Here is a 12,960-nt window from a genome sequence, read left to right as displayed (position 1 = left end):
GAAACAGAATATATGTCTACAGAAACAGTGCCCAACGATTTTTTCAAAACGAAAGTATTAGGCCATCCGGCCGGATTGTTTGTTCTATTTTTTACAGAAATGTGGGAACGTTTTTCCTTTTACGGAATGCGTTCACTTTTAATATTATTTTTTACAGCTTCTTTGGCTGATCATGGCTGGGGCTGGCCACGTGAAAATGCATCTGCCCTTTTTGGGTCGTATGTTGGTCTGGTTTATCTTTCTACTATGCTTGGAGGCTATTTTGCAGATAAGGTTATCGGCTTCAGGTGGGCTGTGGTAGTAGGAGCCGTGCTGATGACATTAGGGCATGCATCAATGGCTGTGGAAACCCAGTTCTCCATATACCTCGGCCTTGTACTTCTTGTGTTTGGCAATGGCTTTTTTAAACCTAATATGACCTCTATAATATCAGAAATGTATAAAGACCATCCTGAGAAGAAAGACGGTGCTTATACATTATTTTATATGGGTGTAAATGCAGGTGCATTTTTTGGTATATTATTGTGTGGCTATCTTGGGGAAAAAGTGGGATGGAGCTATGGTTTTGGCCTTGCAGGGATCTTTATGTTCTTTGGGATGCTACAGTTTTGGCTGTCACAAAACATTTTTGGGACTATCGGTTTAAAACCCAATAAAGAAAGTAAAGCTAAAGCAGATTCGCTTGATAATGATAAAAGAAACCCTTTTACAACCTGGCAGCTTGTTGTTATGTTTATCTCAGCCGCACTTGGCCTGCTTTGGATAATTAACGCTCCGGCATCTAAAATATCTAACGGGAGTTTTGATATTTTTGGATTTTTGGGCGACTACGGAAACTCTATTGCCATTATAACTGCATTAGTATTGTTCCTGGTGTTGTTAATTTACAGGTTCACTCAATATTCAGTAGTGACAAAAGAGAAACTGATGGCCGTAACATTTTTTGCCTTCCTCACCATCTTTTTCTGGGCAATATTTGAACAGTCACCAAACAGTTTAACAATTTTTGCCAGCGATTATACTAACAGGGTGCTTGAAGGTAACTGGAGCATTGTATTCCTTGTAATTAACTCATTGATAACTGTACTTCCCTTAGCTATAATAACATGGGTGCTTGTACTGCTATTCAGGCAGACGTTTAAAAATTATGCAGTAGCCAATATAATTTTAAGTCTCAGCTTTGTTATCATATGGGCTATTGCATTATGGATGCTTGCTAAAGACTACTATACGGCCGGCTTGCTTGAACTTTCAGATGATACACTTTCAGCGCTTAAAATAGATAAGGTAACAGAGCCGCTTACTGAAGTGCCCGCCACATGGTTTACAACACTTAATTCTTTATTTATTATTTCACTTGCCCCGCTATTCTCAAAATGGTGGGAAAGTAAATATAACCCATCAGCTAATGTTAAGTATGCCATAGGCATGACTCTGCTTGCCATAGGTATGGCATGTGTGGCTTTTGGTGCAGGTGATATTGCACCGGGCGCCAAAACAGCTTCTGTAAGTATGGTATGGCTAATACTTGTTTACCTGTTCCATACCATGGGAGAGTTATGTATTTCGCCTGTTGGGCTTTCTTATGTAAGCAAACTTGTGCCGGGGCGTATGATTGCGTTTATGTTCGGGGTTTGGTATCTGGCTGTTGCTATTGGTATGAAAGGAGCAGGTATGTTTGGTGAAAACATAGATAAAATAGCCAATGAGAAAGGACTCAGCTATTTCTTCTGGATTCTTGCTTTTGTTTCTATAGCAGTGGCAGCAATATCATTGGTAATGTCACCTGTAATTAAGAAGCTAATGCACGGCGTACGCTAGTGCTGTAAATAAAAATGAAATAATCATGAAAAAGTTATTGTTGATTCTGTTCTTTGTCATGGGTGCAATTACTGCCGGAGCACAGGAAACTCTTAAATGGCATACCGATATGATTGAGGCAATGAAGGTTTCTGAAAAAACAAAGAAGCCAATGTTCCTGTTTTTTACCGGAAGCGACTGGTGTGGCTGGTGCAAGCGCCTGCAAAAAGAAGTATTTACTACGCCTGAATTTGCGGCGTGGGCAAAAGCGAACGTTGTTTTGGTAGAACTCGATTTTCCGAGGAGTGTCGCGCAGACACCTGAAATAAAACAGCAGAACGCCGAGCTTCAGCAGGTATTTAGGGTAAATGGCTATCCTACGGTATGGATAACCACCGCAAATAAAGACAAAGAGGGAAAAGTCAATTTCACTCCTGTTGGCAGTATCGGTTATCTTGCCGGCGGGCATCCAGCCTGGCTTGAAGCGGCTAATAAAATTTTAGCTAACAAACCGCCTGCCAGGAAATAATGTGATTTTTATGTAGAAGGTATTCTGCGCCGGCGGCTTTCCGGCAAAATAAGGAAATACACTTTCTGTTTATAAATGATGAATAATTTCGGCATTGTTTTTGACCAACCAATTTTAAACTTTTAAATAAATATGAAAAAATTACTTTTAACTCTGTTTTTAGCCCTTGGGGCAATGGCTACACAGGCCCAGGAAATAAACTGGATGACTTTTGATGAGGCGCTTGCGGCCCAGAAGAAAAAAGCGAAGCCTATATTTATGGATGTGTATACCGACTGGTGCGGGCCCTGCAAAATGCTCGATAAAAATACTTTCCATGATGCATCGGTAGTATCCTATATTAATGATAATTTTTATGCCGTTAAATTTAATGCCGAGGGTAACTCAGTAGTTAACTATAAAGGTAAAAAATATACCAATCCGCAGTATGTCGCTGGCCGCCAGGGAAGGAACGCAGTACACGATTTTACTCTTTTCCTTAAGGTTCAGGCTTACCCTTCCATGATGGTATTTGACAGTAAAGGAGAGGTAAAGTCACCAATTGTTGGTTACCTCTCGCCGCAACAACTATTAGAAGCTTTGAAGGCAAAGTAATATTCAACTATTCAATAAATGATCCCTTTTCTGCAGTAGCATGGAAAGGGATTTTTTGTTTCCGGCAGGTTGATGCCCACCGGGCTATCTGACTCCTGTAATTAGTAGCATCGGCTACAACCTGCTTGGGGCGCAGCTGCAGTAGTACGCGTTCAAGGTTTATTTTAGGTGATTGAGTTAACAGGAGTATATCAGGCGCTATATTTGGGTCATATACGGCAACGCTGTCTATAATGAATATTTTTTTATGCCTGAACCAAAGCAGGTTTTCAAGTGGCCTTATTTCCAACGCCTGGTTAAAGTAGCCTTTATTATACGCCAGTATATTCCTGTTTTCGGCAATAAGGCTGTCGTTGCTGTATACAGTTATCTTCTCCGGATCCTTTGTAGCCAGGAGGCTGCTTCCCCGGTTATGGAATATCACCATTTCCTGGTGCCGGCCTGCCTTTACTGCCGTGAAGATGTAAGTCAACTGGAACAATAAAAAGGCTCCTACAAGAGTAATTGTATTTTTAAAAGTTGGCCTGTAGAGGCTTAGTACACCCATTACAATGATTGCATATAATAGTATAGCCAGTAAAAGTGTAAAAGGGATATCCTTAAGGACTAAGCCTTCAAATGACGCTATCCAGGCTATAAACCGGTTCATCAGCTCTATAAACAGTCCAAGTAATTTACCTGCCGCAAGCGCTGCATCGGCCCAAACAAAATTAAGTATAAGCACTATGACGCCTGTTACCAGTACAATTGTGGAAACTGGCACTACAACAGCATTGGCCACCAAGAAAAGCATCGGGAACTGGTTAAAATAATACAGGCTCAATGGAAGCACCCCAATCTGGGCCGCCAGTGAAACAAGCACCGTATCTGACAAATAATTAACCATCCTAAACCTTATGGTTATGATTTTCCTGCATAGTGGTTGTAGCCACACAATGCCAAATACTGCTGCGTAGCTGAGCTGGAAGCCTACATCAAACAATAACATGGGATTGATTAGCAGCAGGAAGAGCATGGAAACAGCTATGGAATTATTAATGCCAGAACTACGGTTGATATACATCCCTATGCTTACAAAGCTGAACATCACTACCGAACGCAGGACAGAAGCTGAAAGTCCTGACAAAAAGGCAAAGAGCCAAAGGAAAGACAATATGGCCATAAGCTGTACTAATTTCCCTTTTTTATGGAAACGGTTCAGGGGTTTCAGCAGAATATTTAAAATATAAAACAGTACCGTGATGTGTAGCCCTGATATGGCCAGTATATGTACCACGCCGGCGTTGGTATAATTAGATGTTGTTTCGCTATCCATATCCTGGCGCTGGCCCAGTAGAAGCGCTTTGATAATATTAATGGTAGTAGCGTCATATTGATGCCTGTCAAAGCTACTGATTAGTTTGTCCCTGAATTTATTTATGTAGAAATTAAAATTATTTTCGCGGCCTGCAATATAATAGTTTCTTTTAAGATTTACCTGATGGAAGACATTTTGGCAGGCCATATACTGAGCGTAGTTAAACTGGTAGGGGTTTAGCGATTGTGAAATAGGTTTTAGCTCCCCCAAAATTACCAGTTTATCACCTACCTGCGGCATCGTCTTGGCGGCGTTAGTAGGTACCGTTATCAATACTTTTCCCGAAGCGGTTGTGTTTTCTACCGCGACTATATTTAGATAATATTTTTCCGCACGGGCATTTGGTTTTAGCCTTGCAGTGACTACACCGCGTATTACAGTATTACTACCGGGTCTAAGGACATGCGAATAGTGTGAACTATGATTAGGTGCGTAATGAAGTGTATAAGCCACCATTCCGGCACAGGCTGTGAAAAGCCAGGCCGCTAAGCCAAAAAATGGTTTCTGCGTAATGCTCCTTGATTGTATGAAATAAGCAATTGTAAGGCTTATTACTGATAATAGTGCCATGGACAACACGGGAAGAAAGCCGGGATGCATATAATGGGCAAAAGCAATACCTGAAATAAAAAATACAGTAATGCCAATAACCGGATATCTCAACACCTCCATACACTCACAGGATATTGAAACAACATGACAGGTTAATTACCTACCACACGGTTAGCCTGGACAAAAGTCCTTTTATGATAAGGCTCATTCATAGAAGAGACAATTACGCCGCTGCTACTCGAGGCATGTATAAACTTTATTTCGCCTTCTTCTGTCACTTCCGTAACCAGCCCAACATGGTTAATAATGTTCTTCCTCGAATTATTTTTAAAGAAAAGCAGGTCACCTTTTTTTACTTCAGTTAGTTCTATACGGGTGCCTTCTTTAGCCATTTCGTGTGAACTTCTGGGAAGGGGAATCTCAAAAATGCGGAACGTTGCGGTTACCATGCCAGAACAGTCCATTCCCGCTGTAGTAGTGCCGCCTCCCCTGTAGCGAACACCTTCAAACTGCATGGCATTGTTTACAAGTTGCTCGGCAAGGTAATTATCAGTTGACGGGGCAACATCTGTTTCGTCATTATCAGTAACGGAAAGAAGCTTGTTTTTTTTGGCAGGCGCTTCAAGTTTACTTGGCCCGCCCCTGCGGATTTCCTTAACAGGCTCATACGCTACCACCGGGCCATTGCCAAAAAGTGAAGCCATATCGCTTTCAGTTACTGTAAGCGGTTTTTCATTGGCTGTATTTTGGTGTTGTACAGGTTTTACAGCTTTTTCAGTATACGTATAACTCCCTTTTGTTATAGCTTCCTTTTTTGAGGTAACTATTTGCGCAGATACGCCCAGCGTCATCAGTAACATTAAAAGGGTTAGGGCCTGGATTCTTTTCAAAACTTTTATTTTATCAAATTTGTATTGATTTTGGGCAAATATAGAAAAATTGTATTAATACAACATTAAGAATCTATGTTAAATGTTTGATTATGAGCTCTGCGGTTTTACGGCTGGCTCCTTCACCGCCTAATTTCTGTTCCAGTAAATCGTACTGTCCCAGTAAGTTTTGGCGGTATTCAGGTGTTAAAATTTTTCGTAACTCAGTCCTTATATTTCTAGGGTTGCATTCCCCCTGTATTAATTCTTTAACGACTTCGCTGTCCATTATCAGGTTCACCAGCGAAATATATTTCAGCGTGATAATACGCTTTGCAATCTGGTATGAAATAGGACTGCCTTTGTAGCATACTACTTCTGGGACCTTAAAAAGAGCTGTTTCAAGGGTAGCCGTTCCGGAGGTAACCAGTGCGGCATGCGCAATACTTAGTAAGTCATATGTTTTATTTGAAATAAATTTGATGTTCTTGTCGGTTATAAAAGGCTCATAAAAAGAATATTCCTGTGCCGGTGCGCCGGCTATGACAAACTGGTAATCAGGGAAATCATCAACTACCGACAGCATTACGGAGAGCATTTTGGCTATTTCCTGTTTTCGGCTGCCGGGAAGCAGTGCTATAACAGGCCTTCCGTCAAGGTTATGCGCTTTTTTGAAGGCTTCAGTATCAGTTGCTGTGCGGTTATGTATGGCATCAATCAGCGGGTGCCCCACAAACTCTACCTTGTAGTCGTGCTTATTTTCATAAAACTCTTTTTCAAATGGGAGTATTATATACAATTTATCAATATCGCGCTTTATAGCCCTGATGCGGTTTTCTTTCCAGGCCCAGATTTGCGGTGAGATATAATAATGTGTACGGTATCCTTGTTTTTTGGCCCATTTCGCAATCCTCATGTTAAAGCCCGGATAATCAATAAATATGATGGCATCAGGGTTATATGCCGAAATATCCTGCTTACAGAATTTTATATTACGGAGTATGGTTCCAAGGTTTTGTATTACCTCTGCAAACCCCATAAAAGCTAAATCCCTGTAATGTTTTACAAGTGTCCCGCCGGACTGTTGCATAAGGTCGCCCCCCCAGAAGCGTATAACTGCGCCGGGATCCTGCCTGTAAAGCTCTTTCATAAGGTTTGAGCCATGCAAATCACCTGATGCCTCTCCGGCAATTATATAATATTTCATATTACGGTTTATAAGCCAAAAATACTATTATTTAACCGATATAAAAAAGGCAGGTGTTGCTGTAACTTTTAAATTATCAATTATACCAATTGTTTTCAGCTTTATAGTAAAATCAAAATAAGAATTGTACATTTACATTTCCTAAAATATGTTTTGCCAAAAATGGTAAATATCAATGAGGGTTAGTTTTTGGCACACTTTTTTATACGTTTATTTAAATGAATGCTATTTTCAACTTTATGAAAAAAAATTATAAAATCCTTGCCATTGTGGCTGTGCTGGCAGTGGCTTTGTGGAGTTTTATGCCTACTAAAAAGCAGGCAGACCCCGAAAAAGATAAGCTTTTGCTGGAATTACTGACATTTGTAATTGAAAAAGGTCACTTCGACCCGGCAAAGGTCGACGACAATTTCTCAAAAGGCGTATACAAGAGTTATCTGGAAAGCCTTGATCCTTCGAAACGTTTTTTTATCCAGTCTGATATAGATGAGTTTGCCAAATATGAACTCCAGATTGATGACATGATAAACAGCAGGGATCTTACATTTTTCAACCTCACCTATGGAAGGCTTACGGAACGTGTTAAAGAAGCGGAAGGTTTTTATAAAGATATTTTGTCAAAGCCTTTTAACTTTAATAATGATGAGCAGTTTAATGTTGATTATGAAAAGCAGCCTTTTTCCAAAACAAAAGCTGACCTGAAAAAGCGGTGGGAGAAGCAACTAAAGCTTTCTGTCCTTTCGTCTATTACCGATAAGCAGAAAGTTGAAGAAGACAAGAAGAAAAACGATGCTTCTTATAAAGTAAAATCTTTTGCAGACCTCGAAAAAGAGTCTCGTGAGGCAACATTATCATCACTAAACCAATATTTTGATTTTATTGATGACCTTACCCGTGATGAGTGGTTTAGTGTTTATATCAACGCTATTGCTGAGCGTTTTGACCCTCACACCTTTTACCTCGCCCCGGAAGAAAAAGATAAATTTGATACCAGCATGCGGGGGTCGCTTGAAGGGATTGGTGCCAGGCTTGCCAAAAAAGGCGACTACGTGGAAATATCTGAACTGATACCGGGTGGCCCTGCATGGAGGGGAAAAGAGCTGGAGCAGGGAGATATTATCATGAAAGTAGCCCAGGGCAAAGGGGAAGCAGTTGATATTGCAGGAATCAGGCTGGATGATGTCGTGAAAAAAATTAAAGGCCCTAAAGGCACAGAAGTAAGGCTTACCGTTAAGAAAGTTGACGGTACTATTAAAGTAATCCCTATTATAAGGGAAGTGGTGGAACTTGAGGAAACGTACGCCAAATCAAGCGTAGTAAACAAGGATGGTAAGCTGTATGGCGTTATAAACCTCCCAAAGTTTTATATCGACTTTGAAAATAAAGATAACCGTGATGCCGCTAAAGATGTAGCTGCCGAAATTGAAAAACTAAAGGCGCAAGGCGTACAGGGGATTGTAATGGACCTCCGCGATAATGGCGGCGGGTCGCTAAAAACAGTTGTTGACATTGTAGGCCTGTTCATCCCTCAGGGCCCTGTTGTACAGGTAAAATCAACAGGCAAATCAAAGGAAGTGCTTTCAGATAATGATCCCCGGGTACAATGGGAGGGGCCGCTGGTTGTGCTGGTAAACAATTTCTCTGCCTCGGCTTCCGAAATTTTTGCCGCAGCCATACAGGACTATAACCGTGGGCTCATACTGGGCAGCAGGCACACATATGGTAAAGGCACTGTGCAGAACATTATTGGACTTAACCAGTTTGTCAGGAGCAACTCTATGGGCGACCTTGGGGCACTTAAAATAACCACCCAGAAATATTACAGGATTAATGGCGGCTCAGTACAGCGGGAAGGCGTTTACAGCGATATTATTATGCCGGACCGATACAAGTATATTGAAATGGGCGAGCGCGATAACGACAATGCAATGCCTTGGGACAAAATAGACCAGGCTTCATTTAAGCCGTTTAAAAATAATTTTGAGCAGATAATAGCCAACAGCCGTAACAGGATTGATGCCAATGAGCAATTCAGGCTTATGGATGAAAATGCCAAATGGGTGAACGAGAAGAAAGACGAAAGCACATATAACCTTAATTACGAAAAGTTCAGGGCTGAAATTGAAAAAGGCGAAGCGCTAAGCAAGAAGTTTAAAGCGCTTAATGACTATAAGAACAATCTGCAGTTTTCGGCACTGCCACAGGAACAGGAACAATTCAAAAAAGATCCTGAGCTGGCAGAAAAGAAGCAGCGCTGGTACGAAAGCCTTTCAAAAGATATTTATGTTGAGGAAGCCCTTAATATATTGCAGGATATGAACGGTAAGCCTGCCGCCGGGAAAAATGCGGTAAGCCTCAATAAAAAAGATAAAATGTTAAAAACCCGATAGTGATTGATGGATAATAACAGCAAATCACTTACAGGTTTGGCGCTCCAAAAGTTTAAAAAGAACTTTTGGGGCGTTTTTAGTTTTATGTTTATTGTCCTGCTCCTGTTTATAGCAGTATTTGCTTATGTACTGGCGCCTGACAAAACTAGGAACGCTAACTGGGGTGACCTCTCTATCCACAGCAAAGAACCCGGTTTCACAGTCACTATGATAACCCTTCCCGGCGCTACGGCACTAGAAGGCAGCTGGACAGACTGGCTGACAGGTAAAGCCACGGCCGACCCTAAAATCCCGGTTTTAAGCTACAATATTACACAGGACAGCCTTGTCTATAAAGAATATACTGATGAACCCGACCTGGCGGTTACTAAATCTATACCGCTGAAAACATTTGGCACCAGTGATGCTACACTTATAGCTGAAAAATATATCAGGAATCAGGAATTCCTGCTGGGTACTGACAGCCAGGGCAGGGACCTGCTCAGCAGGTTGCTCGTAGGGTCAAGGGTTTCTATAGCTATCGGGTTTGTAGCAGTGTTTATATCACTGCTTGTAGGGATTTTTTTCGGGGCTATAGCCGGATTTTACGGTGGCAGGGTTGATGCATTTGTGATGTGGCTTGTGAATATTATCTGGTCTATACCCACATTACTGCTGGTAATTGCCATAACACTGGCATTAGGTAAAGGTTTCTGGCAGGTTTTTGTGGCAGTGGGGCTTACTATGTGGGTTGAGGTGGCCCGCGTAGTACGCGGACAGGTAATGAGCATAAAACAGATGCAGTTTGTTACCGCGGCCCGTGCCTTAGGCTACAGGAACAGCCGCATAATATTCCATCATATCCTGCCAAACTGCATGGCGCCTGTCATAGTAATTTCGGCGGCTAATTTTGCATCAGCCATACTGGTAGAAAGCGGGCTCAGTTTCCTTGGCCTCGGCGCGCAGCCTCCCGTTCCCAGCTGGGGCGGCATGATTAAAGACCACTACAACTATATTATTTTAGGCAAACCCTACTTAGCGCTTGCTCCGGGTATTGCTATGCTGCTGCTGGTACTGGCCTTTATGATGGTTGGCAACGCGTTGAGGGATGCGCTGGATGTGAAGAGTGAATAGCATGTTGGCTAAAAATCAAGATTATTTTAATCCCTGTAAGAATATAGTTGTGTTTATTTGTGCTGTGTCCTTCGAAACTCACACAATTATTTCACAATTATTTCGATAGGCATTTACTTACTTGCCTCTTCCATTACTCTCCATTTTAAATACTTTCCGGTTTCTTTATGAGGTACAATAATGTAGGTATTTCTTGGGTTAGTATTTTTAAATTTATGTTCTCGATAATCTTTTAAAGTAATAGTAACAATACCTTCCAGCGAAGAAAGAATCTCAGGCGGATGTGTTGCTAAAAAGTTTGTACCCGTTGGAGGTATAGCAGGAAAGAAAACAATTGTTCCTAAACTTGCTAATTTTTCCCGTTTTTTCATTTGAAATTGTTCAATGCTATCCCTCTTTTTTTTTGTTTCGTAGCCTATGTAATAAATGTAAAAGGAGGCACTAGTGTAGTTGCTTGCAAATGAATATTTTAATGCTTCACTACTAAGGTTATCAATATATATAACCCTGTCTTTTTGAGCAAACAACATATTGTAAATTAAAAAGAAAGACATGAAACAAATTAATTTTGGNCGTCAACCCTTTTTTATTTAACAAATAAGTTTAAACCACTTCATTAAATAAATCAGATAATAAATCTTCTTTTTTCCAATTTTTGGTTTTTAATAATCTATTCAATACATATTGCTCGTGCATATAAGTAGGGATTTCAGCCCAATATTTCATATAGTTTGGTGTTTTATTTTTTAAATACATAAACATTTCTACATGGAATAATTCATGTTGTGTGGTGTATTTAGTAAAGAATATATTTTTTGCTACACCCCACTGATCTAGAGTTTTTCCTGCAAACATATAAATTTGAGGTCCTTCACCAAATAATCCTTGGTATAATGGAATTCCAAATTCTCCAGAAGTTGGTTTAAAGAAACCATGTCCGCCACCTTTTTGCCACTGGTCAAAAAGTTCTTTATATTTTTCATTATTTCTATCTACTAAATGAATATCAAAGTTCTTTAAACCCGTACTTTCTCTTACTTGTTTTACTATTCCNTGTAATAAATGTAAAAGGAGGCACTAGTGTAGTTGCTTGCAAATGAATATTTTAATGCTTCACTACTAAGGTTATCAATATATATAACCCTGTCTTTTTGAGCAAACAACATATTGTAAATTAAAAAGAAAGACATGAAACAAATTAATTTTGGCATGGCGGGTTTGAGTTTTTAAAATTATCATAAACAGTATTAAGATGTACACGTTGGCTTTGGGATAATTATTTTAGCCGGGTCCTACTAAGTCATCTCTTTAAATATCCTCCGTTTTCTTTACTAAACATATTAATTTTTATATTATTCATACGCCATCATACCCACACGCCATTTATAGAAACTGCCGTCATTACTGGGTGTGATAATATAAATATTTTGTGGTTTTTTTTTATATACCCATTCTTCACGATACACCTTCGGGCTTATGGTGGTAATATCATCTAATGATGTAAGTTTTTCCGGAGGCTCAGTAGAAATATAGACAACTCCAGTTTCGGGTATTGTATGTCCAAGATTTCGGCGGTTTTTCTCTTGTTCCTTCTTTTGTAACTGCTTCATCTTTTCCCGTTTCTTTTTAGTTTCATAACCTCGATAATAAATAAAAAAGGTAGTCAACTTATAATCTCCATCATCAGAAAATTTAATAGCCTCACTACTTAAGTTATCAAAATAAATATACAAAGATGTATCTTGTGAAAAGGCTGCAGTGGCAATAAACATTTTAGTAAAAAGGATATAATGTTTTAATTTGAACATGGCGGGTTTGAGTTTTTAAAATTATCATAAACAGTATTAAGATGTACACGTTGGCTTTGCGGTATATTTTGCTATGGTGGGATTAGTGGTACCGTTCATTTATCCTGTGCCCTTCAAACCAACGCATGCAATAGTTTTATAGATCGCTTCAAATTATCTATCTTCCGTCCTATTAAAAACTCTCCACTTAAAATATTTATCTTCTTTTGTTTTATACAATACATACATATACTTGTTATAATCAGGTTTTTCACGAAACTCCTCTGCTGTGATAACTTTGGCATTTAAGCCATTTACTGTTTCACGATGGCCAGAACTCGAAAAATCATAAGAAAATGAAGGGATAGAGCCAGGAAGCGGGGGCAGTATATCTGTTTTTTTCTTTTCATATTTTTTTAGTTCTTTATCTCGTTTCCCTTTAGTTTCAAAACCCTTTTTATATATCCCGAAAGACATTGATAAAGAGTCTTTAGAGAACGATACCCAAACATGTTTACTGTCTGGCCGTATAAGGATATATACAGTGTCTTGACCCGGTTTTGGCTGGCAGTAAGCAGGCAAGGCAAGGAAATAAAATAATAAAGATATCATTGCTGGCATGGTGGGTGAGAGTTTTTAAATGAGGTTTTATATGGTTAAATATGAATTCTGCTATGTCATTTAGGTAGTATCTCACTAACTGTGTAAGTATAAAAATGAAGCCGTCTCACAACTTGAGACGGTTTTTTTACGTTTTTCTTG

The 12,960-nt window shown here is 39.8% G+C and carries 12 protein-coding genes; 5 read left to right on the top strand and 7 right to left on the bottom strand.

Features of this window, described 5'->3' with window-relative positions:
• Nucleotides 1-12 precede the first annotated feature (12 nt).
• The 3 genes from CHU92_RS11965 (at nucleotide 13) to CHU92_RS11955 (ending at nucleotide 2,923) form a co-directional block, all read left to right on the top strand.
• Complete coding sequence (locus CHU92_RS11965; RefSeq protein ID WP_094415884.1) at nucleotides 13-1,821, top strand: peptide MFS transporter; 1,809 nt, start codon at nucleotides 13-15, stop codon at nucleotides 1,819-1,821.
• 25 nt (nucleotides 1,822-1,846) lie between these two features.
• Nucleotides 1,847-2,329 (top strand): thioredoxin family protein, encoded by a 483-nt coding sequence (locus tag CHU92_RS11960; RefSeq protein WP_094415882.1) that lies wholly within the window; start codon nucleotides 1,847-1,849, stop codon nucleotides 2,327-2,329.
• 132 nt (nucleotides 2,330-2,461) lie between these two features.
• Nucleotides 2,462-2,923, top strand: a complete 462-nt coding sequence (locus CHU92_RS11955) for a thioredoxin family protein (protein ID WP_094415880.1) — start codon at nucleotides 2,462-2,464, stop codon at nucleotides 2,921-2,923.
• A gap of 7 nt (nucleotides 2,924-2,930) precedes the next feature.
• Here CHU92_RS11955 and CHU92_RS11950 read toward each other — a convergent pair whose 3' ends face one another.
• The 3 genes from CHU92_RS11950 to lpxB form a co-directional block, all read right to left on the bottom strand.
• On the bottom strand, nucleotides 2,931-4,952 hold the full coding sequence (locus tag CHU92_RS11950; protein WP_094415879.1) for a ComEC/Rec2 family competence protein: 2,022 nt from the start codon (nucleotides 4,950-4,952) through the stop codon (nucleotides 2,931-2,933).
• Nucleotides 4,953-4,984: 32 nt separating this feature from the next.
• On the bottom strand, nucleotides 4,985-5,722 hold the full coding sequence (locus CHU92_RS11945) for a C40 family peptidase (protein ID WP_129583080.1): 738 nt from the start codon (nucleotides 5,720-5,722) through the stop codon (nucleotides 4,985-4,987).
• A gap of 73 nt (nucleotides 5,723-5,795) precedes the next feature.
• Nucleotides 5,796-6,908: a lipid-A-disaccharide synthase gene (lpxB, locus tag CHU92_RS11940; protein WP_094415875.1), complete on the bottom strand. Its 1,113-nt coding sequence runs from the start codon at nucleotides 6,906-6,908 to the stop codon at nucleotides 5,796-5,798.
• Between the two features lie 218 nt (nucleotides 6,909-7,126).
• Here lpxB and CHU92_RS11935 point away from each other — a divergent pair, with 218 nt between their 5' ends.
• Both CHU92_RS11935 and CHU92_RS11930 read left to right on the top strand, forming a co-directional pair.
• Nucleotides 7,127-9,298, top strand: coding sequence for a carboxy terminal-processing peptidase (locus tag CHU92_RS11935; RefSeq protein WP_094415873.1), 2,172 nt, complete (start codon nucleotides 7,127-7,129; stop codon nucleotides 9,296-9,298).
• A 6-nt stretch (nucleotides 9,299-9,304) separates the two neighbouring features.
• Nucleotides 9,305-10,411 (top strand): ABC transporter permease, encoded by a 1,107-nt coding sequence (locus CHU92_RS11930; RefSeq protein ID WP_094415871.1) that lies wholly within the window; start codon nucleotides 9,305-9,307, stop codon nucleotides 10,409-10,411.
• A gap of 113 nt (nucleotides 10,412-10,524) precedes the next feature.
• Here CHU92_RS11930 and CHU92_RS11925 read toward each other — a convergent pair whose 3' ends face one another.
• The 4 genes from CHU92_RS11925 to CHU92_RS11910 all read right to left on the bottom strand — a co-directional run bounded on the left by CHU92_RS11925 (nucleotide 10,525) and on the right by CHU92_RS11910 (nucleotide 12,819).
• Nucleotides 10,525-10,965 (bottom strand): hypothetical protein, encoded by a 441-nt coding sequence (locus CHU92_RS11925; protein ID WP_129583079.1) that lies wholly within the window; start codon nucleotides 10,963-10,965, stop codon nucleotides 10,525-10,527.
• Between the two features lie 49 nt (nucleotides 10,966-11,014).
• A complete protein-coding gene (locus tag CHU92_RS11920) occupies nucleotides 11,015-11,266 on the bottom strand; it encodes a hypothetical protein (RefSeq protein WP_094415867.1) in 252 nt (83 codons plus the stop codon).
• 497 nt (nucleotides 11,267-11,763) lie between these two features.
• Nucleotides 11,764-12,219, bottom strand: a complete 456-nt coding sequence (locus CHU92_RS11915; protein WP_094415865.1) for a hypothetical protein — start codon at nucleotides 12,217-12,219, stop codon at nucleotides 11,764-11,766.
• 153 nt (nucleotides 12,220-12,372) lie between these two features.
• Nucleotides 12,373-12,819: a hypothetical protein gene (locus tag CHU92_RS11910; protein ID WP_129583078.1), complete on the bottom strand. Its 447-nt coding sequence runs from the start codon at nucleotides 12,817-12,819 to the stop codon at nucleotides 12,373-12,375.
• Between the last annotated feature and the right edge of the window lie 141 nt (nucleotides 12,820-12,960).

Source organism: Flavobacterium cyanobacteriorum (assembly GCF_002251835.1).
GTDB lineage: Bacteria > Bacteroidota > Bacteroidia > Flavobacteriales > Flavobacteriaceae > Flavobacterium > Flavobacterium cyanobacteriorum.
This window is presented reverse-complemented; position numbering and strand designations above follow the sequence as displayed.

Coding starts and splice junctions, on each gene's coding strand:
- CHU92_RS11950 (WP_094415879.1), bottom strand. CDS start 4,952: ATGGAGGTGTTGAGATATCCGGTTATTGGCATTACTGTATTTTTTATT.
- CHU92_RS11960 (WP_094415882.1), top strand. CDS start 1,847: ATGAAAAAGTTATTGTTGATTCTGTTCTTTGTCATGGGTGCAATTACT.
- CHU92_RS11955 (WP_094415880.1), top strand. CDS start 2,462: ATGAAAAAATTACTTTTAACTCTGTTTTTAGCCCTTGGGGCAATGGCT.
- CHU92_RS11965 (WP_094415884.1), top strand. CDS start 13: ATGTCTACAGAAACAGTGCCCAACGATTTTTTCAAAACGAAAGTATTA.
- CHU92_RS11930 (WP_094415871.1), top strand. CDS start 9,305: ATGGATAATAACAGCAAATCACTTACAGGTTTGGCGCTCCAAAAGTTT.
- lpxB (WP_094415875.1), bottom strand. CDS start 6,908: ATGAAATATTATATAATTGCCGGAGAGGCATCAGGTGATTTGCATGGC.
- CHU92_RS11915 (WP_094415865.1), bottom strand. CDS start 12,219: ATGTTCAAATTAAAACATTATATCCTTTTTACTAAAATGTTTATTGCC.
- CHU92_RS11935 (WP_094415873.1), top strand. CDS start 7,127: ATGAATGCTATTTTCAACTTTATGAAAAAAAATTATAAAATCCTTGCC.
- CHU92_RS11910 (WP_129583078.1), bottom strand. CDS start 12,819: ATGCCAGCAATGATATCTTTATTATTTTATTTCCTTGCCTTGCCTGCT.
- CHU92_RS11925 (WP_129583079.1), bottom strand. CDS start 10,965: ATGTCTTTCTTTTTAATTTACAATATGTTGTTTGCTCAAAAAGACAGG.
- CHU92_RS11920 (WP_094415867.1), bottom strand. CDS start 11,266: ATGTTTGCAGGAAAAACTCTAGATCAGTGGGGTGTAGCAAAAAATATA.